Origin of the sequence: Peribacillus psychrosaccharolyticus ATCC 23296, assembly GCF_000305495.1 — a bacterium.
GTDB classification, from domain to species: Bacteria; Bacillota; Bacilli; order Bacillales; family DSM-1321; genus Peribacillus; species Peribacillus psychrosaccharolyticus.
Map to the genome: position 1 here is coordinate 1 of NZ_AJTN02000002.1, position 26356 is coordinate 26356.

General features: G+C 41.1%; 24 protein-coding genes. 18 read left to right on the forward strand and 6 right to left on the reverse strand.

The window, feature by feature from the left end; translation table 11 throughout:
• From WYK_RS00215 to WYK_RS00235, 6 genes are all read left to right on the forward strand, one after another.
• On the forward strand, positions 1-763 hold a 763-nt coding region (locus WYK_RS00215), incomplete at its 5' end, for a CDP-glycerol glycerophosphotransferase family protein (RefSeq protein WP_040372286.1).
• Positions 760-936: a hypothetical protein gene (locus WYK_RS24720; RefSeq protein ID WP_161629083.1), complete on the forward strand. Its 177-nt coding sequence runs from the start codon at positions 760-762 to the stop codon at positions 934-936. The genes WYK_RS00215 and WYK_RS24720, both read left to right, overlap by 4 nt.
• Positions 933-2732: a DUF6270 domain-containing protein gene (locus WYK_RS00220; protein ID WP_040372288.1), complete on the forward strand. Its 1800-nt coding sequence runs from the start codon at positions 933-935 to the stop codon at positions 2730-2732. The genes WYK_RS24720 and WYK_RS00220 overlap by 4 nt, the downstream gene beginning before the upstream one ends.
• On the forward strand, positions 2686-4152 hold the full coding sequence (locus WYK_RS00225; RefSeq protein ID WP_040372290.1) for a DUF6270 domain-containing protein: 1467 nt from the start codon (positions 2686-2688) through the stop codon (positions 4150-4152). The genes WYK_RS00220 and WYK_RS00225 overlap by 47 nt, the downstream gene beginning before the upstream one ends.
• Positions 4149-5093, forward strand: coding sequence for a right-handed parallel beta-helix repeat-containing protein (locus WYK_RS00230; RefSeq protein ID WP_051387226.1), 945 nt, complete (start codon positions 4149-4151; stop codon positions 5091-5093). The genes WYK_RS00225 and WYK_RS00230 overlap by 4 nt, the downstream gene beginning before the upstream one ends.
• A 91-nt stretch (positions 5094-5184) precedes the next feature.
• The gene (locus WYK_RS00235; RefSeq protein WP_040372292.1) at positions 5185-5946 is read left to right on the forward strand and encodes a tRNA threonylcarbamoyladenosine dehydratase; all 762 of its coding nucleotides are present in this window, start codon (positions 5185-5187) and stop codon (positions 5944-5946) included.
• Between the two features lie 435 nt (positions 5947-6381).
• Here WYK_RS00235 and WYK_RS00240 read toward each other — a convergent pair whose 3' ends face one another.
• Positions 6382-7212, reverse strand: coding sequence for an SDR family oxidoreductase (locus WYK_RS00240; protein WP_040372293.1), 831 nt, complete (start codon positions 7210-7212; stop codon positions 6382-6384).
• A gap of 46 nt (positions 7213-7258) precedes the next feature.
• On the reverse strand, positions 7259-8011 hold the full coding sequence (locus WYK_RS00245; protein ID WP_040372295.1) for an SDR family NAD(P)-dependent oxidoreductase: 753 nt from the start codon (positions 8009-8011) through the stop codon (positions 7259-7261).
• Positions 8012-8157: 146 nt separating this feature from the next.
• Between WYK_RS00245 and WYK_RS00250 the strand changes: the two genes are divergently transcribed.
• Positions 8158-8832, forward strand: a complete 675-nt coding sequence (locus WYK_RS00250; RefSeq protein ID WP_040372297.1) for a TetR/AcrR family transcriptional regulator — start codon at positions 8158-8160, stop codon at positions 8830-8832.
• Positions 8833-9110: 278 nt separating this feature from the next.
• On the opposite strand, the gene WYK_RS00255 is transcribed toward WYK_RS00250, so the two are convergent.
• Entirely contained in the window at positions 9111-9950 is an 840-nt protein-coding gene (locus tag WYK_RS00255; RefSeq protein ID WP_040372299.1) for a manganese catalase, read from the reverse strand.
• Positions 9951-10866: 916 nt separating this feature from the next.
• Between WYK_RS00255 and WYK_RS00260 the strand changes: the two genes are divergently transcribed.
• From WYK_RS00260 to WYK_RS00290, 7 genes are all read left to right on the forward strand, one after another.
• On the forward strand, positions 10867-12474 hold the full coding sequence (locus WYK_RS00260) for a thiamine pyrophosphate-binding protein (RefSeq protein ID WP_040372301.1): 1608 nt from the start codon (positions 10867-10869) through the stop codon (positions 12472-12474).
• Between the two features lie 345 nt (positions 12475-12819).
• On the forward strand, positions 12820-13992 hold the full coding sequence (locus WYK_RS00265; protein WP_040372303.1) for an ABC transporter substrate-binding protein: 1173 nt from the start codon (positions 12820-12822) through the stop codon (positions 13990-13992).
• Positions 13993-14054: 62 nt separating this feature from the next.
• Positions 14055-14933 carry a branched-chain amino acid ABC transporter permease gene (locus WYK_RS00270; RefSeq protein ID WP_040372305.1) on the forward strand — a complete coding sequence of 293 codons (879 nt, stop codon included), beginning with the start codon at positions 14055-14057 and terminating at the stop codon, positions 14931-14933.
• Positions 14934-14945: 12 nt separating this feature from the next.
• A complete protein-coding gene (locus WYK_RS00275; protein ID WP_040372308.1) occupies positions 14946-15914 on the forward strand; it encodes a branched-chain amino acid ABC transporter permease in 969 nt (322 codons plus the stop codon).
• Entirely contained in the window at positions 15889-16668 is a 780-nt protein-coding gene (locus WYK_RS00280; RefSeq protein WP_040372311.1) for an ABC transporter ATP-binding protein, read from the forward strand. Before WYK_RS00275 ends, WYK_RS00280 begins: the two co-directional genes overlap by 26 nt.
• Positions 16668-17375: an ABC transporter ATP-binding protein gene (locus tag WYK_RS00285; RefSeq protein WP_040372313.1), complete on the forward strand. Its 708-nt coding sequence runs from the start codon at positions 16668-16670 to the stop codon at positions 17373-17375. The genes WYK_RS00280 and WYK_RS00285 overlap by 1 nt, the downstream gene beginning before the upstream one ends.
• Positions 17376-17792: 417 nt before the next feature.
• Positions 17793-18026, forward strand: coding sequence for an aspartyl-phosphate phosphatase Spo0E family protein (locus WYK_RS00290; RefSeq protein ID WP_040372314.1), 234 nt, complete (start codon positions 17793-17795; stop codon positions 18024-18026).
• Between the two features lie 4 nt (positions 18027-18030).
• Here the strand turns inward: WYK_RS00290 and WYK_RS00295 are convergent, their stop codons facing one another.
• On the reverse strand, positions 18031-18723 hold the full coding sequence (locus tag WYK_RS00295; protein WP_040372316.1) for a hypothetical protein: 693 nt from the start codon (positions 18721-18723) through the stop codon (positions 18031-18033).
• Positions 18724-19131: 408 nt separating this feature from the next.
• Here WYK_RS00295 and manA point away from each other — a divergent pair, with 408 nt between their 5' ends.
• Both manA and WYK_RS00305 read left to right on the forward strand, forming a co-directional pair.
• A complete protein-coding gene (manA, locus tag WYK_RS00300) occupies positions 19132-20082 on the forward strand; it encodes a mannose-6-phosphate isomerase, class I (protein WP_040372318.1) in 951 nt (316 codons plus the stop codon).
• 211 nt (positions 20083-20293) lie between these two features.
• Complete coding sequence (locus WYK_RS00305; RefSeq protein WP_040372320.1) at positions 20294-21757, forward strand: hypothetical protein; 1464 nt, start codon at positions 20294-20296, stop codon at positions 21755-21757.
• Positions 21758-21816: 59 nt separating this feature from the next.
• Here WYK_RS00305 and nagZ read toward each other — a convergent pair whose 3' ends face one another.
• Both nagZ and WYK_RS25920 read right to left on the reverse strand, forming a co-directional pair.
• Positions 21817-23097, reverse strand: coding sequence for a beta-N-acetylhexosaminidase (gene nagZ / locus WYK_RS00310; protein WP_152526359.1), 1281 nt, complete (start codon positions 23095-23097; stop codon positions 21817-21819).
• A 385-nt stretch (positions 23098-23482) separates the two neighbouring features.
• Entirely contained in the window at positions 23483-23617 is a 135-nt protein-coding gene (locus WYK_RS25920; protein WP_268870010.1) for a hypothetical protein, read from the reverse strand.
• A gap of 226 nt (positions 23618-23843) precedes the next feature.
• Between WYK_RS25920 and WYK_RS00315 the strand changes: the two genes are divergently transcribed.
• Together WYK_RS00315 and WYK_RS00320 are read left to right on the forward strand one after the other, a co-directional pair.
• Entirely contained in the window at positions 23844-24395 is a 552-nt protein-coding gene (locus WYK_RS00315; protein WP_040372322.1) for a hypothetical protein, read from the forward strand.
• A 375-nt stretch (positions 24396-24770) separates the two neighbouring features.
• Positions 24771-26000: an acyltransferase family protein gene (locus WYK_RS00320; protein ID WP_040372324.1), complete on the forward strand. Its 1230-nt coding sequence runs from the start codon at positions 24771-24773 to the stop codon at positions 25998-26000.
• Positions 26001-26356: the final 356 nt, after the last annotated feature.

Here is a 26356-nt window from a genome sequence, read left to right on the forward strand (position 1 = left end):
GCACGGAGTTATTATCCATAATATTGCTCCCTATCTGAGCAAAGAACAATATAATCAACAGCTTTTCATTGCCAGTTCTGAAGCAGAGAAGGAAGTCATCAAGCAGACGTTAGGCTATGAAGATCAAGACGTTGTGGTAACAGGATTAAGCCGCTTTGATAATCTTCATAATCTCTCGGTCAAAAAACAAATTCTAATTATGCCGACGTGGAGACGTTCAATCTTTAATCTCAACAAAAGTCAGTTTCTTAGATCGCTGTATTTTAACCGTTATTTCGAACTCGTCCGGAACGAGAAGTTGTTAAAGATTCTTGAGGAAAAACAAATTGTTCTTAAATTCTATGTGCATAGCCAAATGCAAAAGTTCCTACCAGAATTTGCGTTTGAACATCCAAACGTACAATTTTTGACGAAACAGGATGCCATCGTGTCTGAGCTGTTGAAGGAAAGTTCCCTGCTGGTGACCGATTATTCATCCGTAATGGCTGATTTCCTTTACATGGATAAGTCCGTTCTGCTGTATCAATTCGATCCGTATGATAATCATCATGGTCCCGTTCAGCAGATCAGCTATGATGATTTTGGCGAAGTATATGATGAGGAAGATAGCTTAGTAGAAGCCATTACTAAAAGCATCAACGATGACTTCAAAATTAGTTCTGCTTATCAAGAAAAATCAAATACGTTCTTTGCTCATAAAGACCAAAAGAACAGTGCACGAATATTCAAGGCGATTAACGACCTGAAAGGGGCAAGAAAATGAGGACATTGACTAGTACCAACTTTAGCTATCAAAAGGAAGCCGGACGCGTAACACTATGGGTTGAACTTCCAGAACAAGTTAAGGAGGAAAGTACTTTTTATTTAATAAAAAACGTCCTGGCTTATTGCCGCCGGTTAAATGGAAAATTCCCTATAAACCGAAAGCTAAAATGAAAGCGTCGGTTGAAATTAACTTTGAAGAACTCTTTTCTAGTGAGCCTCTAGAGGGAGCTTGTCAATTAATCTTTACAAATGGCAGTAAAGACTATCAATGTAAAATTGATCCTCAATCTTTTGACTATTATTCGTACAACAACGGTCTTTATCAATGTAAGCCATATCTGACGACGCATGGCACGTTTGGTTTATATCAAAGAAAAGTTGAATTACCAGTAGTGGCTGAAAAATTGAGCTTTAAAAAAGGCATGCTGAGCGGTGAAATGACGTTCAAACCAATCTTGCCTGCCGTTCAAGTTGAGATTGGACTCAAAGGTCGAAATGATATCACTGAAGAGTTTGCCCTTCGTTATCCTGTCAAAGTGGATCAAAGGAAAGTGGGCTTTGAACTGCCGCTTGCATTCGATTTAAACGAGTTTGAAGATGGAATGATTTATGATTTATATGTGATTTATAACAGCGGAGAGTTAGTAAGGACTGAGAAAGTAGCGACCCCAAAGAATTTTAAAGCGGACTATGCGCGTAGTGGAAAAAATTCTTTTTACTTAATCAAACCGTATAAGAATAATGAACAATTGCTTTCACTCTATATTAAGCAAGAAAAGATGGCTGTATCAATTGTCGATGTCATTTTTAATAAAACAAATGGGCAATTTTCTATTGAAGGCTTAGTTGATAATGAAGCCGTTCCAGTTCAAGCGCGAGCGATAAAAATCGTGCTCAAACTGCGTGACAAGTTGGGCAAAGAGCAGTATTCCTTTGAAATAGCAAAATCACTAGAGGTAAGCGGTGAAATTTTTGCTGGGTCGTATCCGTTAGAAAGCCTTCCGATTCACCATTCTTATGAGGGCGGGATTTGGGATGTATTTATCAGGCTTCAAGCATCGAATCACAGCGTGGCAGATTATCCGGTCAAAGTGGTTGACGGTTATCTAAGCAAGAATTACCACTACTTTGTTATCCCAGAGAGTTCAAAAAAAATCAAACCTTACGTAACAGGTGCCCGTGGGATCGCTCTATATACAGCAGCTAACCAGAAAAAAGAGAAACTAAAAATTGCCCTCTTCGGCAGTCAAATGATTACCGAACCGTTTTTATTTACTACGCGTACCGAAGCTGTTTATCAGGTCGTGTTACAGCAAAATCTTTCTTCAATGATAAGTATGACGGGGAAACCTGTTGTCTGGAATGACAAAGATTTTAAATCAGTTAATAAAAATGACCGATCTATGCTGAAACAAGAATTTGAAAAATCGTTCTTTACAGATCTGGAACAGGCAGCACCAGATTATCTAATTATCGATTTAATGAATGATGTGGTTAATCCTTTAATCCAATTCGTGGATTCACAGTTGCTTACCTTGAGCAGTGCATTAGTGAGAACAAGTTATATGTTCAACGAGGAAAGTGTAATGGATACTTCCGATAATCACATGATGATTATGAACGCGATGGATACATTCATTAGCTCACTAACAGCTGTAATACCTGCAGAGCGGATTATCCTAGCAACTGGGAGACTTATAAATGATGAGGAAAAAGAGCAAATCAAACGGAATAATAGAGTACTAGGGATGCTTGAATCTTATTTTCTTTCAAAACTACCTGAAACAAATGTACTCGATTTAACGAATACTCCTTATCGTGTGGATGCCCAGCATCAAGGGAAATCAGATCAGGAGTTTGTACAGCAGCTAAATGCCATTGTATTGGATAAACAAGTCACATTCAGAAGCAGGGTGGAACATGGAAATCTTGATCAAGAACATCAAATACCTGGAAAACGCCATTGATTTATTTCTGGATATACCTGAGAAGTTAATCGGAAGTGAACTCTCGTTTCGAATTATCAAGCGTCAAGCTAATGTGGAGATATACAAACATAAGCAGGTGTTTGACTCACATGTAGGTCTCGTCAATATTGCTGCAGAGGATTTTGCCAACCGCACACTCTTTCATCCAGAAGAAGTATGGGATTTGAGGGTTTCCACTGAAAAGGAAGACGTTACAGTTTTAAAAGGGGCATCACTGTCGGAAAAGACGCATTACCTTGAGAAACAGTGGCAGGGATTTGCCTGGAAGCCCTATTGGACAAAGGATGAGCAGCTTGCTTTTTATGCCCGATATCATAAGGATGTTAAGGCAGTAGAAGTGAAAGATGTCTATGCAACGAGAGACCGTCTATGGCTGAAACTTGATGCTTGTTCAATCGTGCAAGGAGATACCTTGGTGCAGCCAACGTATTCAGAGCAATCTACAGCCTATTTTATTCTCCCAATAGAGACTTTCTCTTTTGACCAAGAAGGACATGCGAAGACGCCTTTGACAGTGGCTGTGCCGACAGAAGACGGAAAGTGGCTGACAGCGAAAAGTACGGGGAATATACAAACACATGGAGAAATAGAGGTCACTGTAACAAGCTCAGCTGATAGCTGTATGTTGATGTTGAACAAACCAAGAAAAACGGTCTCGGTTATTGGTTCATGCGTTTCTCGAGACAATTTTAATTCACATTTCAATGCTGGATATAAGCAGGACTTTCAATTTCTTCAGCTTCAAAATCAGGTATCCATTATCAGTGCGGTTGCAGAGCCATTGGTGATCAATAAAGAAGACATTTCTCAACTTGGAACGTGGGAGCAAAATAATCTCTTATCAGAGTGCAGGAAAGATTTTTTTACCACCTCTGAATTGGCTAACACGGATTACCTAATTCTCGATTTTTTCTCAGATGTTTATTTCGGGGTGTGTTTGCTGAAGGACTCTGCGCTTACCAATAATCACTGGGTCCTTCACAAAACGGACGTTTACCAAAATGACTTAACGATTTGTACACTATCTGAAGATGATGAAGCTTATTTTGACATGTGGAAGCAAGCTGTTCATCAACTATTTGAAAAACTGAGTATTACGATGCCTTTGACAAAAGTAGTCCTTCATAAAGCACGATTTACGGATCGCTACCTAAAAGAAGATGGCACCGTTGCCTATTTTGAAAATGCTGACAGGGTAGAGCAATTTAATAAATGGTGGGATCGTTTTGACCACTATGTGGAGAAGAACTTCGATGTCATTTCAATCAATGTCAGCCAAGAAAAACATCTTTCACACGAAAACCATAAATGGGGCAAATTTAATGTCCATTATATAGATTCGTATTACCATGAATTCTTAGAGAAATTCAAACATGCTTTGGAGATTGGCCATTCATGAAAAGGATACTTAGTTATATCTTGATGGGGGTACTTATTTTTGGAGCCATCTTGTTCATCAGTTACCAAAATGAACAACCTGACGTGATTGATATCTCGAAATATGGTCATGATTCAGCAGCGATTCAAAAAGGGTTAAACAAGGCAAAAACAGACGGTAAAGTCGAAATCCTGATTCCAGCTGGAAACTATAGCATGAATGAAACCTTACACATTTATGCAAATACTAAAATAGTCATGGAAGAACATACGGTGCTCGTTCGTAAGCACACGGATGCTTTCATGTCGAACGGGAAAGCTGGAGATCAATTTACGGGCTATAAAGGGAATGGCAATATCATCATTGAAGGCGGGACACTGGATGGGAATGTTCTGGACGCTGACTATGGGGAGTATGGCTATGGCGGGATAGAATTTGCCCATGCCGATCACATTGAAATACGAAATCTCACCATAAAGGATATTGTTTATTCCCATGGAATTGAAATCAATTCGTCACATAATGTAGTGATTGAAAATTGTCAGTTCCTCGGTTATCTTGATCCGACAACCGATAAGAGCCGGAGTAAATCAGAAGCGATTCAACTTGATTTTTCCTCCAAGAATGGATTTCCGCATTTCGGTGACTGGGATGGGACACCAAGCCGTGATGTCGTCATTAAAAACAATTATTTTGGTGATAGTGATACAAAAGAAATGAATACGTGGCCAGTCGGAGTTGGAAGCCATAGTGGTAAGAATGACGAATGGAATGAAAACATTACGATAACCGGCAACAAGTTTATGGGGATGACCTATACCGGGATCAGCGCCTATAATTGGAACCATGTTAAGATTAGGGATAATACTTTTTCAGGAATCAATGAAGTAATTACGATAGAACATCCAGGAAACAAATTGAAAGAACAAGATATTATCATTGAAAACAATTCGATCAATTAACTCTAGGCAAACCTATATCATCTTACTTATATTTTAGAGGTGTTTATGATATATTCATGTTAGATAGATTATAGGTTGGAGTTGAAAAGGTATGCTGCATCAATTTTCACGTAATGAACTGGCAATAGGTAAAGAAGGCGTTGAATTGTTGAAAAATTCAACGGTGGCCGTACTTGGAATCGGCGGTGTTGGTTCGTTTGCAACGGAAGCGTTGGCTCGTTCAGGCGTCGGCCGTTTGATTTTGGTTGATAAGGATGATATTGATATCACGAATGTTAACCGTCAGCTTCATGCATTGTTATCGACAGTCGGAAAGCCAAAAGCAGATTTAATGAAAGAACGTATTAAGGATATTAATCCTGATTGTGAAGTGATTTCTCTGAAAATGTTTTACACAGATGAAACGTACGAGGAATTCTTTAACTACGGGATTGACTATGTCATTGATGCTTCAGATACGGTGATTTATAAAATTCACTTAATGAAAGAATGCCTTAAACGGAATATCCCAATTATTTCAAGCATGGGTGCGGCCAATAAAATGGACCCGACCCGCTTTAAAATTGCCGATATTTCTAAAACACACACCGATCCACTTGCCAAAGTGATTCGGACAAAATTGCGTAAGGAAGGCATTAAAAAAGGCGTCATGGTTGTCTTTTCTGATGAAAGCCCCATTGTGATTCGCGAAGACATCCGCAAAGAAGTCGGAAACGATGCGGCCAAAATCCGCAAAGCCCAAATGCCGCCATCCTCAAACGCCTTCGTCCCATCCGTTGCCGGCCTCATCGCCGCCAGCTGGGTCGTCCAAGAAATCCTTACCGATATCCATATAGCACGAGTAAACGACTAAAAAGATTGCAGAGAAAGCACCACTTTCTCTGCAATCTTTTTTTGTGATCTAGCTATTTATCTAAAAGGGTGTAGGGCCGAATGTTTTGCAAAACGGGCCGAATCATCTTGAGTTTGGGCCGAATAAATTGCCGAATGGGCTGAATGATTCCCAGTTTGGGCCGAATGACTGAAGTTGGCGGAGTTCTCATGCCAATCCGGGTGCGTCAGAAAGAGGGATTTCTATGAAAACCGGCTTAACGAGACAGAAAAAGAGAAAGATACACATTTTTAAGAGCCCAGAGAAAACATTTTATCTATAGAAACGTTTTCTGTGGATCGGGGTTGTCCAGAAAGAGTATCTAAAAAGGTATAGGGCCACATGGATTATACCCTTTTCCTATTATTGAAAAAAAGCTCCCGTAAATTCTAGATATAGTTACGGGAGCTTTTCTATTCAGTTATTGTAGTAGTGACCCTGTTCGAGGTCAGGAATTAGTCCAAGTTGCACCGGCTTCCATTTTAAGAGTTTCTGAGTTTCAGTGTTTGATTTTGGGATATCGAGAGCAGCAAGTGTGCTGAGGAAGCCAAAGTAATCTTTTGCCTCTTCACTTGAAATGCTGACTACTGGAACGTTTAGTTGTTGCCCAATAACACTTGCGATGTCACGAAAGGGTATCCCTTCATCGCCAACCCCATTTAGTCGTGAACCGGCAGGGGCTTTTTCTAAGGCGAGACGATATAGTTGTGCGGCGTCAAGCCGGTGAACAGCCGGCCAGCGATTGGTTCCTGCTTCCACATAGGCTGAGAAGCCCTTTGTTTTGGCAATTTGGATTAATCTTGGCACAAATCCTGTGTCACCCTCACCATGTACTGAGGGACAAAGCTCGACTATTGATGTTCGCACACCGCGCTCAGCCAGTGACAACACTACATTTTCCGTTGCCACTCCGTTGTTGTGGGTAGTGATCACAAATGGTTTACCAGACCCTTCCAACGCCGACCCCATCGCTTCGACGGCGTGCAGATCTGCTGTAAGTGCCCCGTCAAAGTTAGAAAAGTCATGATTAAATGCTAGATGAATGACGCCATCTGCTGCAGCTGCGCCACTGCGAAGACTATCAAGATCTGCAATATCGCCGCGGTGACTATCGGCCCCAACCTCTTTTAGCTTCGCAGCGCTATTATCTGAGCGCGCAAGACCGACGACCTGATGACCGGCGTTTTTAAGTTCGCGGATGACGGCTGAACCGATGTACCCGGTTGCTCCTGTTACGAAAACACGCATTATGCTCTCCCCCTTACCATGCTAACCATAATGTTATCAACGTTAATTACCATGCAATGGCACCATCCTGATCAGAGAACGTCCCCGTTGGACCATCCACATCAAGCATCGCAAGCCGGACTGCTTCACGTGCTCCTTGTTCGACACTGCGAGAGCCAGAAAAATTATTGAGTGCAGTCGAGGTATGGCCAGGACATGCAGCATTGACCTTGATATTTGACGATTCAAGCGCGAAGGCAAAGGCAAGTGTCACAGCATGAACAGCCGATTTTGACGCCGAATAGGCTCCAAACATCGCACGGTGTGAGTTATCTGGAAGGGAATTCCAACCAAGGGAGCCGCCGGTACTACCCATGTTAACAATCCGAGCTGCTGGGGCTTCACGTAAAAGTGGTAACATGGCCTGTGTGACAGCTATGACTCCAAAGACATTCGTTTCATAAACTGCACGAATGTCTTCGAGTGAAGCAATAGTCATGAGACCGCTTGCAGCGCCACTGCTCGGAAAAGGATCGCCAGGTTTGCCTGCATGTGAGATGCCTGCATTATTTACGAGCACGTCGAGACGACCAAATTCGTTCCGAATACGTTCTTCTGCAGCTAAGATGGATTCCTCATTTGTCACGTCGAGCTGGAGAGCATGTGCATCAGTTCCAATGCTAGCAGCGGCCGATTTTCCATTCTCTAGGCTACGCGATCCGATAAGCGTGGTGTAGCCGTGTGCCGCCAAATCCTTTGCAATTTGTAACCCTATTCCTTTATTGGCTCCGGTAATCAATGCTACGGGCTTGTTCTGCATGGTTTTAATCCCCTTTGTTTATGGAATACTATCTATAATTTTCCCATCGAATGTGGGATAATGATAGTAAACCACATAAATACGGAACTGTAAAGTTCCGAAACTAATAAGTTTCCAAAAATGTTTAAAAGGGGTTAAATAAATATATGAAAAAGATAAAGACCGAAACATCCGAGCAAAGCGAAGTAGTTGAGTTATTGGCAGAAAAGCCTACGCGAACATTAGGCCGTAAGCGTGATCACACACGGGATGCAAAAATTCTTGAAGCGGCCATAGACATTCTTGCAGATGCGGGATTCGATGGTATGACAATGGATATGGTTGCTGCAAAAGCAAAGGCCGGAAAAGCAACAGTATACCGCCGATGGTCTTCCAAGGCAGAGCTGGTTCAGGAAGCGTTGACCTGGATGAACCGAAGTCATCTTGAGATGGAACATTTGCCTGATACAGGTACTTTACGTGATGATCTTCTTGCGCTTTTAAAGCCGCAATCGATCGAAGAAGGAGAGAAAAAGCTTCGAGTCATTATGGGGCTAGGATCTTTTTTGCAGCAGGTGGAATTATCTGAGGAGGGTGGCATCGGAATCTTTGATTCTTGGGACACCCTGAATCGCGAACTCATTAATCGATCTGTAGGTCGCGGTGATTTTCCCGCTCATGCGGATGTAGATTTGGCTTGCCAGGTTATCGTTTCCATGGCTGCTTTTCGTGGACTTGTTCTACACAAGGCGTTCGACAGGCATTTCTACGCGACTCTAATCGACGGTATTCTGCTGCCTGCTCTCAAGAATCCTCAAATAGCTTCAAATAATAAGGACTAATTGGAGTTATTTTGTTTTTTGGTATTGAACCCTTGATTGGCTTCCAGCCTTTCAAGGGTTTTTGGCTCTATACTTCTCAAAGAGAAGGAATGGTATTAATCTACAAAAAATTCATTCATAGAGAATTTCTTTTTGTTGGAAAAAGTTACTAAGTTTACATATAAACAAGAGACTACTAGATGGACAAAGAAAAACCCCGTAATAAGAGACCTTTTTAAAGTGTCCAGAATTAAGGGGTATCGTTCATTTGAAAAGAAACTTTTTACAAACATCATAGATTACTTGTCTGTTGCTTTCCCATCTAAGTCATGATGTAACTCAGTTGCTGGAACTGGTGGATTAGGGACTTGTCCTTTTGCAACAGGTTTCGCAATATAGACAAAATCACCTGTTCCATCGGGAGCACTTCCTTTTGCCCAGAGGCCTTCACCTGATTCTTCCCCTTCTGATAGGTTCCAGAATTCATAGGCTTCTTTTTGAGACTCCATTTCTGCTTCTGGAGGGAAGGAGGCTGGTACAACGACACCATTCTTCTCTTCTAACTCAGCAATGGCTGCCATCCATTGATACTGATGGTAACGATCGCGGGCAAGCATTTTACGGAAAGTTGCTCGAACACCTTCGTCTTTTGTCATGTGATATAAACGGGCAACTTGCAGACGACCTTGGCTTTCTGCATGAAGGTTCGAACGCATATCAGCTAAAAGGTTCCCACTTGCTACAATATATGAACCATTCCAAGGAATACCATTTGAATTCGTAGGCAATCCACCAAGACCACTAACTAGTAAGTGTTGTGGATTAATTCCTCCCATAATAGCAGCTATTGCTGGATCTTTGGCAGCTTCTGCTTGATCTGCAGGAGAAGCTCCATCGAGCAGTTGGCTGATTAATGAACAAAGCATTTCTACATGTCCAATTTCTTCAGTACCAATATCCATTAACATGTCTTTATACTTCTCTTCTCCTCGGCAGTTAAATCCTTGGAAGAGATATTGCATCATAACGGTCATTTCGCCAAACTGGCCGCCAAGCACTTCTTGTATTTGACGAGCTAACATTGGATCTGGACGATCTACCTTAACTTCAAATTGTAATTCTTTTTGGTGACGAAACATGTAAAATTCCTCCTCTTAAATTATTTAACTTCACGGTAATAGTTGTTTTATTTCCCTTGTGTTCACAATTAAAACCTCCTTAAATTCTTTTATATTTTTTAACATAATCTTACATTCTGATAAAAGAGTTTTATGAGGATTCATATTTTTAAGAGCCCAGAGAAGACATTTTATCTTAGAGACATTTTCTGCGGATCGAGGTTGTCCAGAAAGAGTATCTAAAAGGTTGTAGGGCCGAATGTTTTGCAAAACGGGCAGAATCATCTCGAGTTTGGGCCGAATAAATTGCCGAATAGGCCGAATGTTTCCCACTTTGGGCCGAATGATTGAAGTTGGAGGGGATCTCAAGCCAATCCGGGTGCGTGAGATAGAGGGATTTCTATGAACACCAGCTTAAAGAGACAGAAAAAGAGAAAGATACACATTTTTAAGAGCCCAGAGAAGACATTTTATCTATAGAGACGTTTTCTGTGAATCGGGGTTGTCCAGAAAGAGTATCTAAAAGGGTGTAGGGCCGAATGTTTTGCAAAATGGGCCGAATGATCTTGAGTTTGGGCTGAATAAATTGTCGGATGGGCCGAATGTTTCCCACTTTGGGCCGAATGATTGAAGTTCAAGGGAATCTCAAGCTAATAAGGGTGCTTCAAATAGAGGGATTTCTATGAAAACCGGCTTAACGAGACAGTAAAAGAGAAAGATACACGTTTTTGAGCCAAATAAATGAGATCACTAGAGTATAAACGCTATTACCAAGTTCCCCAGGCTTCCCAAAAAGGTGTATCTAAATGGGAACTCAATTGAATAATTGGACAGGATAAAGAAAGGGTCACCTCCTTTCCCCGCTCCCCATGTTTATCCAGTACTTATTCCGTGTAAATATTAATAAGATACATATTTAATGAGGAGTTGATTTTTTATGAAGCAAACTGTTTCTGAAGTTATTTTGGATCAATTAGCCGAGTTTGGGGTTAAGCGGATTTATGGGGTGGTGGGGGATACCATTATCGGTCTTCTCGATGCGTTGGCAAAGCAGGATCGTATTCAGTTTATTGCTGTGAAGCATGAATCGAGTGCGGCTTTAATGGCTTCTGCTGAAGCGAAGTTAACCGGAAGACTCGGCGTCTGTACAGCAACGATGGGTCCGGGGGCAACGAATCTGCTGAACGGATTGGGCGATGCCTATTCAGATAAAGCACCCGTCCTTGCGCTGACTGGCCAAGCACCAACCGACAAGATTGGAACCGACTATCAGCAGTACGTTGACCAGCAGGAGCTGTTCAAACCATTCGCATCCTACTCTGCGAATCTTGGCAGTGAGGAGGCGATTGTCGAGTTGCTTCAAAAAGCGGCTCAGATATCCCTGCAGCAACGGGCTGTCACTCATCTTTCGATTCCAAAAGATCTATTCGATAAAAAGACGTCGGCTCAATCACGTCCGTTACCAGTAGTGATTGAGGGTATTTCAACGTTTGAAAAAGAAGGCGTCGAACGGGCTGCAGCCATTATGAAAACAGCCAAAAAGCCGATGATTCTTGCCGGTGCAGGTTCTGCGAAAGCTTCGGCTGATCTTGAAGCACTTGCCGAACGCTGGGGAGCCGGTATTTTAACCAGTCTTGGCGGCAAGGGTATCTTTGAAGAAAATTCTCCTTACCTTCTCCAAGGAATCGGTGAAGGCGGAAATCCGTATGCGAAAGAAATTTTTAAAGAAGCAGATGTAGTCCTCCTGTCAGGTGTGACTTGGTGGCCAGAAGGATATGTCCCGCAGAATGCGAGAATTATTCAAATCGATATCAATCTAGACAATGCGAAAAAAGGAATTCCTGTCGAGCTTGCCATCAGCGGAAAAACCGAAGATATTATCCCACTTTTACATGAAAGTCTGAAAACCCATTCGCCGAACCAAAAATGGCAAACGACCATTCAGCAAGGGAAAGAAAAATGGGCCCAGCAAAATCAACAGGAAGGCGAGCAGGAAAGTCAGCCAATCCATCCTTCCAAAATTGTGCGAGCGATTGAAAAAACGATTGCCGATGATGCAATTATCGCCCTTGATACAGGGGATGTGACGGTATGGATGAACCGTAATTTCCGCCAACAAAATCAAAAGGTGCTCTTTTCCGGCTATTGGCGGACGATGGGCTTCGGCCTCCCGGCTGCCATAGCTGCAAAGCTTGAAATGCCTGAACAACAAGTGGTTGCGATTGTAGGTGACGGCGGACTTCAAATGACGCTCGCTGATTTATTAACAGCAACACGTTATGGACTCAATATCACGGTCTTTGTATTTAACAATCAAGCATTGCAAATGGAAAATGATAAAATAGATGCCATGGGGGACCGGAGAGAAGGCACCGATTTAACAAATCCTGATTTTGTTAAAATGGCGGAAGCATGCGGTTGGAAAGGATACCGCGCCGATTCGGGAGACAGCATTGAAGCTGTCATTCAGCAAGCATTGAATACAGATTCGCCGACATTGGTGGACATTCAAACCAACCAAACTTTTTTCCCAGAAACGGAATAAGATATACCAAGAAGCTCAAGTTTTGGGCTTCTTTTTTTGTGAATAAAAAATATTTTTAAACTGAATTTTACTATAGTGAGGGAATTTTTGATTTTCCTAGAATAACGCTTTTACTAATAATGTAAAATATTTTTCCGAATTTTCGTATATCAACAACGAAATTTTCTTATCCTGACTTCCCCGCTTGGTGAAAGAAAACTCTTAGCACAGAATAATATTCTTATGACATTTTACAGTTAATGACATTAATTTCAATAAAATAGGACATCTAGACGAGTTCTTTATAATGATGTACACTAATTTCAAAATAGTATGTCAATTTAAAAAAGCCAGGGGGGTATTTTCATGAAGAAGAATAAGTTAGCAGGAATTCTGCTATCCGTGTCATTAGCTGCAGGTGCGTTAGCCGGGTGCAGTGATTCAGAAAAGTCAGGATCGGATGGAGATACCATTAAAATTGGGGCGAACCTAGAATTGACTGGCGGTGGTGCTTCATATGGACAGTCCGTTGTCGAAGGGATGGAATTGGCAATCGGAGAACTTAATAAAGAAGGTATTGATGGAAAGAAATTCAAACTTGTTAAATATGATAATAAGTCCGAGGCCGCGGAAGCAACAGGCGGAGCGACGAAATTAACCAGTCAGGATAAAGTATCGGTTATGGTTGGAGCAGCAACAAGCACAAATACATTGGCACAGGTGCAAATTGCTAATGATAAGAAAATACCTTTAATTACTCCGACAGGAACAAACTCAGATATTACGTCAAAAGACGGCAAGGTAAATGACTTTGTTTTCCGGACATGCTTCATCGATCCGTTCCAAGGAACCGTAGCGGCTAACTTTGCGAAGGATACGTTGAAGGCCAAAACAGCGGCCATTTACATTGACAGCTCGAGTGATTATTCAAAAGGACTTGCAGCTGCATTTAAAGAAGCCTTCACAGAAGGCGGCGGAACGATTGTAAAAGAAGAATCGTTTGTGCAAAAAGACACCGATTTCCAAGCGACTTTAACAAATATTAAAAGCGCAAAACCAGATTTTGTTTTTGTTCCTGCCTTTTATGAAGAAGTCGGTTTAATCCTAAAACAAGCGCGTGAGTCAGGAATTGATGTTCCATTCATGGGCGGCGATGGCTGGGATTCTCCTAAGTTGATTGAAATTGCTGGTGCGGATGCGTTGGAAAATACATTCATCACAAACCATTATTCTGCAGAAGATCCAGATGAAAAAATTCAAGGATTTGTTTCTGCGTTCAAAGCTAAGTACAAAGACAAATCACCGGATGCATTTGCTGCACTTGGCTATGATACAGCGTACTTCATTGCTGATGCCATTAAACGTGCGGGCGGAGATGCGACACCAGAGAAAATTAAGGATGCTCTAGAAAGCACAGATGGTCTTGCTCTAGTGTCTGGAAAAATGAAATTGGACGAAAATCATAATCCAATCAAATCCGCTTCCATTCTGAAATATGTAAATGGCGAGCAAAAATTTGAAACAAAGGTTAATCCATAAGCAATAGATGAATAGGAGGCGCTCTGCCTCCTATTTTAGCCATTTAAAAGGGGAGTCGGAATATGGAACTGTTTCAACAGCTAGTTAATGGAATTTCATTAGGCAGTATCTATGCCCTTATCGCACTCGGGTATACGATGGTTTATGGAATCGTTAAGTTGATAAACTTTGCACATGGTGATGTGTTTATGGTAGGCGCATTTATCGGTTTTTATTCGATCACAGTACTAGATTTATCGTTCTTTCCTGCGTTGTTGATCTCAATGGCAGCTTGTGCTGTTTTTGGAGTCATTATTGAGAGAATTGCCTATAAGCCATTGCGAAATGCAACAAGAATTGCGGCACTCATTACGGCAATCGGGGTATCATTAATGATTGAAAACGGGATGATTTTTATCCGCGGGGCACAGCTTGAAGCTTACCCAACGAATCTTTTACCATCCGAAAATATCGACATATTTGGCGTATCGATTAAAAGCCAATCGCTCTTAATCTTAGGTGTATCATTGGTGCTTATGATGATTCTTCAGATTATTGTTCATAAAACAAAAATCGGGAAAGCGATGCGTGCGGTTTCTTATGATGCAGAAGCGGCTAAGCTAATGGGTATCAATGTCAATAACACGATTTCTGCAACATTCGCGATTGGTTCAGCACTAGCAGGCGCAGCAGGCGTTATTTTCGGAACCTATTACATAAAAATTGAGCCCTTAATGGGGGTGCTTCCAGGACTGAAGGCATTTGTTGCTGCGGTTCTTGGCGGAATCGGGATTATTCCAGGTGCTATGGTTGGCGGTCTTTTACTCGGTTTAATTGAAGCACTGGTCAGCGCCGCCGGATTTTCACTATGGCGGGATGCGGCAGCATTTGTTGTCTTAATCCTTATTTTAATTTTCTTACCTCAGGGCTTATTCGGAAAAAATAAACGAGAAAAAGTATAGGGGAGACAAGCGATGACTATTTTTAAGCAATCAAAAGGGTTTTGGCTCTCGGTTCTTTTATCATTTATTCTTTTTACTGTGGTACAACTGCTGTTAACCGGGGGCATTCTTAATTCGTACTATGAAAATATGATTATCTTTATGGGCATTAATATTATCTTAGCAGTAAGTCTCCACTTAATTATAGGCATTACCGGTCAGTTTTCGATTGGCCACGCTGGCTTCTTGGCCGTAGGTGCGTTCGCATCGGCTGTTATCACGATGAAGTTTGAAATGCCCTTATTCGCCGGGTTACTTGTCGGAGGGATCGTTGCGGCATTAGCGGGAATGCTGATTGGGATTCCAACGCTCAGGCTGAAAGGGGACTACCTAGCGATAGCGACGCTTGGATTTGGTGAAATTGTTCGGATTGTCTTTTTAAATATCGACTATATCGGTGGAGCAAGCGGAATGCAGGTGACCCATATGACGACTTGGCCTTGGGTTTTTGGCTGTATCCTCATCACAATCCTTGTGATTCGTAACTTTACGAACTCCTCACATGGACGTGCGTGTATTTCCATTCGAGAAGACGAAACAGCCGCAGATGCAATGGGAATCAACACCACGTACTATAAGGTTGCCGCGTTTGTGATCGGTGCCTTCTTTGCCGGAATAGCCGGCGGGTTATGGGCTCATAATTTCTATATCATTCAGCCGTCAAATTTCGGTTTCTTGAAATCATTTGATATTTTGATCTTTGTTGTGTTAGGCGGATTGGGCAGCTTATCTGGTGCCGTCCTTGCAGCTATTGTACTGACGATTGTGTCAACCTTCCTGCAGGACTATCCGGAAACACGGATGTTATTCTACAGTTTGATTCTGATTGTGATGATGATTTATCGTCCACAGGGCTTAATGGGTACGCGGGAATTGACGTCGCTGTTCAAACGTAAAACAAAAGGAGGTTCTAAGGATGGAAACCACCACACCACTGCTTAATATTGATCATGTTGGAATCCGCTTTGGAGGCTTGAGGGCTGTTGCTGATGTGAATATTAAGCTCTTTCCAGGCGAGCTGGTTGGGTTAATTGGTCCCAATGGTGCTGGTAAAACGACGCTGTTCAATCTGTTGACGGGTGTATACGTTCCGACAGAAGGAAGTATTTCCTTCGAGGGAGAAGATTTATGCCGGCTGCCTCCGTTTAAAATTACGCGGAAAGGGATCAGCCGGACGTTTCAGAATATCCGTTTATTCAGTGAGCTATCGGTATTGGATAATGTAAAAGTAGCGTATCACTCACAGGCGAAGCATACGATGGCGAGTTCAATCTTACGCATGCCGGGCCATTTTTCCGGTGAGAAAGACATGCATGAAAAAGCGATCGAGTTTTTGAAGATTTTTAACCTTGATCAATATATGGATGAAAAAGCAAAAAATCTGCCATACGGACAACAGCGCCGGCTCGAGATTGCGCGAGCATTAGCCGCCAATCCGCGTTTGCTGCTGCTCGATGAACCTGCGGCAGGGATGAATCCAAAGGAAACACATGAATTGATGGATTTGATCGGGTTAATTCGAAAAAAATTCAATCTGACCGTGCTGTTGATTGAGCATGATATGCCCTTGGTTATGGGCGTATGTGAACGGATTTATGTTCTGGATCATGGTCAGTTGATTGCAAACGGAACGCCGGAAGAAATCCGCAACAACCCAAAAGTCATCGAAGCGTATCTCGGCGAGGAGGTCTCATAATGCTGAAAGTAGAAGACATCAACGTTTATTATGGAAACATTCAGGCGCTGAAGGGTGTCACGCTTGAAATTAACCAAGGCGAAATCGTCACCCTGATTGGCGCGAACGGTGCTGGGAAAAGTACGCTTTTAAAAACCATCTCTGGCTTACTAAAACCCAAAAATGGTCAGGTCCTATACGAAGGAAAGTCAATTGGCGGAAAGCAGGCGCAGGCCATCGTTAAACAAGGTATCTCCCATGTACCCGAGGGACGTCGTGTGTTTGCCAACATGACCGTTCAAGAAAACCTGGAACTCGGAGCCTTCTTACGTAAGGACAAAGCGGGAATGAAAGAAGATATGGAACGCGTGTATGTGTTGTTTCCACGGTTGCTCGAACGGCTTAAGCAGCAAGCCGGGACACTGTCAGGCGGTGAACAGCAGATGCTTGCTATGGGACGTGCCCTGATGGCAAGACCGAAACTGCTTCTTCTCGATGAACCGTCAATGGGACTGGCCCCGCTGCTCGTTAAAACGATCTTCCGGATTATTGAAGAGATTAACGCGACTGGCACGACGATTCTGCTTGTCGAACAAAATGCTAATCTAGCACTCTCTATCGCTGACCGAGCCTACGTTGTTGAAACTGGCCGAATCGTTTTGGCAGGGACAGCGGAGGAACTCACTTCAAGCGAAAAAGTAAAAATGGCCTATTTAGGCGGACACTAACCAAACCCCCGACACTTTGTGTCGGGGGTTTCATTGTGTGTGTTGATAAAGTGGTCTGGAATGGCGTAAGACTGATAAACGTATCTGGTAGACTGATACAAGTATGAAGTAGACCGATACAACAATAAGTTAGACCGATAAACCGTCCAAGTAGACCGATACCGATCTACTCTCAGCAGCAATACCTGTTAAAATTACCCGGGGTTGTTAAAAATGGGTCATTAATCTTGTACTAGCAAGCCAAACCAGAAGAAATGATGCTATTTTTATAGACCAAAGACAGAAAAACAACTGTATACGAGATATCTAGTGAACCGGCACTAGGGGACATCAAAATAATAAAAAAGTTCACATCTGTTTGTAAATTCTATCCGTAAACAATGGTAAAATATACCTAATAAGGGAGAGTGTGAATTCATGGTTCAGTCCGGTGAAACAATGATTTATTTAACGCAATTGATAGAACGTACTCGAACAGAGATGATTACAAAGGCTAACAAACATGGATGTAATTGCGTAGAAACAATTGAATTAAGCCGGCAGCTTGACAATTTTATTTTAATCTATCAAATACTTGCGTTAGATCATCATAAACCTAAAAGGCAAAACCTTACGATAGAACTAATAAAACCGCCAACAAGGGCGGAGTAAGGTTTTACTTATTGAGTGCTTCTTTTAAGGCTTGCATTTCTTCAGAAGTGAACCGAGATGAAGCAACCTGAAAAGCCAACGCTTCTTGTTCGGCAGTCAATCCTTTTGCAGAAGCCTTTTTATAAATCGCTAGCTCCTCAGCTGAAAGCCTGCTTGTCCCATACTGAATCGCTTCTTCTCTAGAAGAGAAATGTAAACCACTTGTGTTTTCCTTGTCTTTTGGAGGAGTAGTGCCGGTAGACTCATCTTTCTTAACAGGTGTACTTGACGATGGCTTATCTTTTGCAGGTGCACTTACAGAAGAATCAGCCTTTTTAGGCGCAGTTGCAGGGGAACTACTGCTAGTATTCTGTACGTCCTTAGACTGACTACTATTGTTAGATGCAGTACTGCTGCTTGTATCTTGCGCAGCATCAGTTTTACTAGAATCAGCCTTTTTTGTAGATTCTGTAGTTGTCCGCTCTGCGTCATCACCCTTTGAATCCACTTTAGCTGAATTAGTACCTGTTGAACTCTCTTTATCTTCACTCGTAGAATCATCTTTTGCAGCAACAGTAAGCTTCCGTTTATTAAGATCATTCGAAGATTTTTCAACCATTGCATCTTGTCTATCCTGGTACGTTTGATTCCCGATAATAACGGTACCTGCTAGAATTACGAAACAACCAGCAATAATCAGCTTATTACGTAAGTTCATTTAATTAATCGCCTCCTTTGGTAATTATACTATTAATTACCATACGAATATAGTAATTCAATAGATTCATACATAAAACCCATAATTAGTAGGATAAAAAGAACCACGATCAGTCTGACTAAATGCCCAACTAATAACAGCAGTAATACTAGAACCCGCTCATGAAAAGAGGGCTTTTTTCGCTTGGTGTATAACAAATATGTAGTTGAAACTAGAAAGGCGAAAAATCATGAAACGGACAGAATATATAACAAAAAGTATGGTAGTATTATACATGAAAGCGAGCGACATGGAGGAACATTCCGTTAGCTTAGCAAGGCAATCAATAATGCTAGAAGGCACCGTACGATATATATAGTAGGAGAATGAATAAACAATTAAGCAGTGAACATGAGGAGCGTGGAGAGTATGAGTATCTTACATCTAAAACCAGTTTTCCAAGAACGTATTTGGGGAGGACGCAAGCTTGAAACCGAATTTGGCTACACCATTCCTGAGGGACCAATCGGGGAATGCTGGGGAATATCGGCTCATCCTGCAGGAGAAAGCGTGATTGAGGGCGGCGAATACGACGGCAAAAAGTTGTCCGAGCTGTGGAATCAAGAACGCAGCCAATTATTTGGCGAATACGAACTCAATGAATTTCCGTTATTGATTAAAATTCTCGACGCAAGAGATGATCTGTCCGTTCAGGTTCACCCAAACGACGAACAAGCAGGTCAATTAGAAGGAGAACCATACGGCAAAACGGAATGCTGGTACATCCTTGACGCAGAACCAGGCGCTGAAATCATCCTTGGCCATTATGCCGATACGAAGGAAGAAGTAGCGGGCTACATTTATCAAGGCCAATGGGAAAAACTGCTCCGGAAAATGCCCGTCAAACGCGGCGATTTTATCTTCGTGAAAAGCGGGACCATTCATGCTATCGGAAAGGGCATCACGATTCTAGAAACGCAGCAATCGTCGGATACTACTTACCGGGTTTATGATTATGATCGAAAAGATGCGGCCGGAAATTTGCGTGAGCTTCATTTAGAAAAAGCGATTGCGGTAACGAATGCACCAGATCTAACTGATCCCGTTGCGCTGCAAAAGCAATCCGTTGAAAGCGGAGAAACACAAGAACTCATCTCCGTTCCTGAATTTACGGTTGCTCACCATGCAATCAAAGGCACAAGCTATAAATTAGCATCCCAGGACCGTTTCCAATTGGTCACCGTCATCGAAGGCAGCGGAACCATCACAGCCGACGGAGAAACAACACCAATCAAAAAAGGCGATCACTTCATCATCACCCGCGGCACCAAAGACATTACAGCAAACGGCGAGATGGAATGGATTACTAGTTATATGTAAGGAATAAAGTCGACCCGCTGAATAATTGGGCCGGCTTTTTTTGTGTCACAAGAAGTTTCCAACCCTATAATCAGGAAAATAGCTAATAGTACTTATTTAAATTTTACCATCTAATCCTTTGTTCCTGATTTCACAATGTTACGGCGAAACATGTTGCATTCCTCCAAAATTTCCACAATAATTAAATTTAGTTAAGAAAAGGAGTAGGTTTATGCAGCATATACTGGAAAATTCGAAGATATCCATCAATAAACAAAGTAAACTATTTGTCGTTTATTTATTCGCTCTTTTAGTCCCACATATTCTTTTTTATTCATTAATAACTAATTTACATAATGTCACCTTTAGTTTTGGATTTTTAATTCTATATACGTTCTTAATGACATTTTTATTTATAGAACGTTTTGATGGCAGCATCTATCTGCTGTACCATCTGGTGTTTCTATTAACGTTTCAAAATGTACTAGTCGGAATTGGTATGGGGATTTTTGAGAATCAAGAGAGCGGTTTTAACATTAAGATGCTGATGATCTTCAAAGAGGTCTTCGCGATTCTCTTCGTTTCACTCTTATACATACGCTATCAAAAAAGCTTACGTCTCCTTAAGTTCGAAAAAACATTTCCTCTGCTTGTATTGTGGCTCGGAATAAGTTTCCTTATCTCTAGTGCAAATATGGAAGGCAAACTGTATTATATGCGATCCTTTGGCATTCTCTTTGTGAGTTATTTCCTAGGGAGACTTCTCTATTATTCACTTAAACAGTCTGTACATAAAATATATAATGTGATAAAAATGGTGATCTTTTTAGGAATTTTATCCGTTATTTTCGGAATTATTTTTCTATTAATCGATAATAACTCGCACATTTGGAAAGAGTGGTTTCACCTTGGCTATATTATGCAAGCCAAAGGTACGGCCTATACGGATTTCCCGGATTTTAGAACGTCTGTTGGTCCAATGTATATATACAGAATGTACTCCTTTTTCTTTGATGCCATCAATCTAAGTTATTTTGTGTTAGCAGCATTTTGTTGTACCTTATTCATTAAATCGAAATTAATGGTATCTGTCAGGTTCTTCTTGCTAATCGGTATCGGGTTAACTCTAGGGAAGGGTGCGCTCGCTATCTTAGCCATACTAACTTTTTGGATTGTCTGCTTATACAACTTTAAATTAAAACCAAAACAATTTATTACGGTTTTTGTTAGTTTCATATTTGTCGCCTTTTTTGTTATTAAAGGAATTGGAATAAAATCCAGTATTATCGTCCATTTTGATGGATTTATTTTACCCCTGTTAGACTCCTATTTACATCCAATCGGACTTGGAGTAGGGAATGGCGGCGTCTATTATGCGATGATGAACGAGGTAGTTGCTTGGGATATTACCCATATGGGTGCTGAAAGCTTCATGGGAAGTCTCATTTATCAACTAGGCTACCCAGGCTTTATCTTGTATCTAGTATTCTTTATTGGATTGATTAAATACCTTCTAACATTCGCTTATAGTACAAAAAAAATCTCATTTGATTATATTTTATACTCGGGTCTGATTTTCTCCATGATGACGGTTTCCTTTTTTCAGGAAGCAACATTAGGCTTAAACTATACAGGGATATTAACCATCTTATGTGGGTTTGCCGTTTCAAGAATACAGAGTCCTATTGAAAAATAGGGCTTTTTTTGAACATAAAACCAAAAAAAGCTGCCAAGTTATTACTCGGCAGTCCCTCTTCATTTCAAATTCTCTAAATACGTTAGACTTTCCTCACTTTTGACGATTGAATCAGCTTGCTTAGGATCAACGATTTCATGCTGCATCGTATTCATTTTATACGATATAACCCGTTTTGCCGCTTCGTTAATTCGTTCTATCGGGATTTCACCTGACTGGACAGCTTCAATAATCCCGTTGTAGACCTCGAGTTGATGCTTATATGTGTGACACACGAGCAAGAGATCTGCACCTGCTTGAATCGCTTCGCTTCCTAAATCTTTATAGGCATAATGTTTAGTCACCGCCCCCATTTCTAAATCATCAGTAACAACGATTCCTTCGTAGCCGAGCTTTTTACGAAGCAGGTCTTGGATAATGACCTTCGAAAGGCTTGCTGGTTTTTCTTTATCATAGGCGGGATATTTAATATGAGTAACCATCACAAAAAAATTCTGATTATCGACTTCTTTTATGAGCTGGGTGAAAGGGTAGATGTCCGAATTCTCCAAATCAAGCTGATTGGCTTCTACCGAGGATGAATCCAGATGTGGATCTACCGAACTACGGCCGTGACCAGGGAAATGCTTCACCGCACCTGTGATTGATGCGCTCTGAAACCCTTCAATCACCTTTGTTCCGTATTCTGCTGTCTTTTTCGGGTCGGTTCCAAATGAGCGGCTGTCTGTCTTGGATAAATCGAGCACAGGCGCAAAGTTTAGATTAACCCCCATTGCACTAAGCTCTGTTGCATTTAGTTTAGCCGTTTGATAAACAGTCTCCGCAGCCCCAATCTTTCCAAGCTTTTGCTGAGAAGGAATAGGGGACACCTGTGAGCGCATCCGAAGAATATCTCCGCCTTCTTGATCAACCCCAATCATAAGCGGAAGTTGATTCTTACTATCGGCGGCAGTCTGCTGCAGCGAATTGGACAATTCAGCTACCTGTTTAGGCGACTCCATGTTGCGGTCGAAGTAAATAATGCCCCCAATATGTTTATTTTTAATCATATCTTTTGCGTTGCTCGAGACTTTACTCCCGTCAAAGCCAATGACCATAAGCTGTCCCACTTTTTCTTCAAGAGTCATGTCAGCAAGCAAGGCATCGATCTGCTCATCTGGATTTATTTCCTCTGCTGGTGAGGTTTCTGGTGTTTTTGAGCCTTCTTTTTCTTCGTCTTTACCTGTCGTATTCTCTTCACTTTGTTCTTCCGTGGTGATTTTCGGTTGGAAATAGACCATAGCGACAACAGCGAAGAGTAAGACAAGCAGTATAAGTATATATAGTGGTTTTTTCTTCATTCTGTTCGGGAATCCATTTCTGCAGAATCGGCAAGCATTATACACGCTTCCATCCACCAAATGGTTTCACCATAACACCTCCGTCATCCGTTCTATTCCTTTAAGAATATGTAATGATTGTACACCATATGAAGTTGCTTCCCTAATTGATCAAAATAAAACAGATAAAAAGCGCTAGTAAGCTGAATCTAAGTCGCCCATTCAGGCTGCTTTTAAGGCAATCACTTTTTAATACAGCATAATTACTGTACTGAGGTTTGATTTAAGTGTCTCCCATTCCTATTGTGCGGTTCAGGCACTACAGGACTAGTCAAATAAAAAAGCTGCCGAAGGTTTCTCGGCAGCTAGAAACGACTCTTATTCTGAAAGTCGTCCTTTTAGGTGTTCATTGGCTCATCAGAAAAGTGATCGAGGTAATGGCGATGATAACAACCCCGATATACGCGCCAACGAGTATATTCTTTCTTAGCATTCTTTTTTTATAAATATCCTCTGCAGTATCCCATTGATTTCTAGACATAAGAATTAATTCTCCTTAGTGGGTAATTTGGTGGGTGATGTTTGTGATAGGGGAAGTTCCTACTCTGTTAAAATGCTATTCTATTGATACTATCGTCTGGTTTTTGTGAAGATTAAGCCGATTTTAGGGTATTTACTAGGTAAATATAATCATTTGAATAAAAAAACGCCAGTTGATTTAATTTAAACTTATAAATGGTATAATTTACTAGTAAAGGAGGGGTTGAATGACTGGTATTGGATGGTTAATCGCAGCTTGTGAGATTGCTTTCTGGTTAGTGATTATAGTTGGGCTTGTGTCTCGTTACATATGGAAGAAAGAGAAACTTGGTTTCCTATTATTAGCACTCACACCAGTGATTGATTTGGTTTTATTGATTGCGACAAGTTGGGATTTAGCAAAAGGAGCAACCGCAACAACCGTACATGGCATTGCAGCCATCTACATTGGAAGTTCAATTGCCTTCGGAAAAAGCATGATTGCCTGGGCAGACGAAAGATTTCAATACTATATTATGAAGACCGGCCCGAAACCTATCAAACGCTATGGCATTCAATATGCCAAACATCAAATGAAGGGCTGGGTAAGTCATGTATTTGCCTATCTGATCGGTGCTGGATTACTGCTGGGCATCATCTACCTCATCAATGAACCCTCGCGCACGGAAGCCCTATGGAATATACTCAAAATCTGGACACTCGCACTCGGAATTGATCTCGTCATATCGAGCAGCTACTTTATTTGGCCGAGAAGGAATGAGCAAAGCAAGGAAATATGAAAAGAGCCGGGCTCCCATTTGGTAGTCCGGCTTTCTATGTGTGTGTCAAAAGTCTAACCCTAGATAGGTTCATATAGACTATTTCACTAAAAGGGGCAGTCAGGCATAAACCTTGAACATAGACGTATTTGAAGAACGACTAAGACGGATGGAACAAGGGTTCAAAGAAATACCCGTTCAATATAAGTGTATAAATCAATAGTCAATAAATTCTCAAAAAACGAGAGGCTATTGGCGGTTTTTTATAATGGAGCAGCTGGTTTTATCAAGGGGTTACTACTATCTAACTGTTTTGTGCAAAAATTGGTAAACTCATATTCAAAGCTTTCTGATTCCTGTAAGATAAATTCAACTTACAGTAGGGAGGCTAGGCTTTTGCAACAAAGTAATCGAATTCATTCTCTTGATTCATTGAGAGGAATTGCTGCACTCATTGTTTTATTTCATCATTGTCTATTAATGACGCCTTTGTTTCACGCGGCGCATTATAATGAACCGTATGATAATGGGTGGGTAACTGCATTTACCAATACCATTTTACATACCTTTTGGGCTGGAAGCGAAGCGGTCTTATTGTTCTTTATTTTAAGCGGATTTGTGTTAGCAATCCCTTTTATACACGCTAAACCATTCAGCTATCCCAAATATATGATTAAAAGATTCTGTCGGATCTATATTCCATATATTTCGGTCATGACCATTGCTGTATTGCTAATGATCATCTTTGCAGATTATAAAGGTCACAGTGGGTTGATTCCTTCTTTTAGTGAAAGAAGATGGGCTCACCCAATTTCATGGGAAGCTGTCATTTCATATCTTCTAATGCTTGGATATGACAATACAAACGTAGATGGACCAACTTGGAGTCTTGTTCATGAAATGAGAATTTCCTTTTTCTTTCCATTCTTAATGCTGCTCGTTTTAAAATTAAGTTGGAAAAAAGCCATCGTTTTTGGTTTTGCTCTATCGATGTCTCTATCAGCAGGGTTAGCGGCAGTAAATACCTTCGTCGAAAATCCAATGTATCAAGATATCGTCAATTCGTTTAAAGATACCTTCTTTTATACAACGTTCTTTATCATAGGAGCCGTATTCGCAAAATATTATAAAAAGGTGATTCCGGCCTTTACGAATATCCCTGCTTTTATAAAAATTCTTCTATTCATTCTGGCTTTGGTTTTATTTAACATAGATGAAGTGTTCAAAGTGCTGCAGAAAGACTTTGGAATATTGTCGATGCCGATAAAAGCAGGAGGTGATTGGGTAGCATCTATAGGCGTATTAATCATCTTTTTATTTGCCATTGATTCGACGCGTGTGAAAGACTTGTTAACCAAGCGGGTGTTTTTATGGCTGGGTAAAGTTTCATATAGTTTATATTTAACTCATATGGTGGTATTGATTACATTAATGTACACCTTGGGGAAAATCATTCCATACTATTATGTTTTAGTGATCGTTCCGTTCCTATCGATTGCTGTTGCCGCCGTTACACATACATATATTGAAAAGCCAGCACAGAAACTAGGAAACTATTTAACTTCTAAAAAGAAACAGAAACTAGTCATCACACCTAAGCAATCAATCATAAGTAAGAATCCTTGACAAATAAGGCTGCTGAGAATTTCTCAGCAGCCTATTTTGTATCTTTTTTTATAAATATCCCACATCGAGTCTAGTTGTATTAACCCACTCGAAACTATAGAAATCTAGGTATACATCAATTAATTACCAATTTATCGGGAGAAAACACCGTCCAAATGCGGACTTTATTTGTTGAAAAGGTCACTACTATTTTCTAGATGAATGAAACAAGCGTCAATGGTAGCAGTATTACAGGGCACAAGCGTTACGTCAAAGCCTTTCGGTACTATTACTCTACTCACAAATAAGTCATATGTCATTTGACAAATTAAAAAGGGAGTATAGAAAAAATGTATTCAGTGTGGATCGTGCTCCTG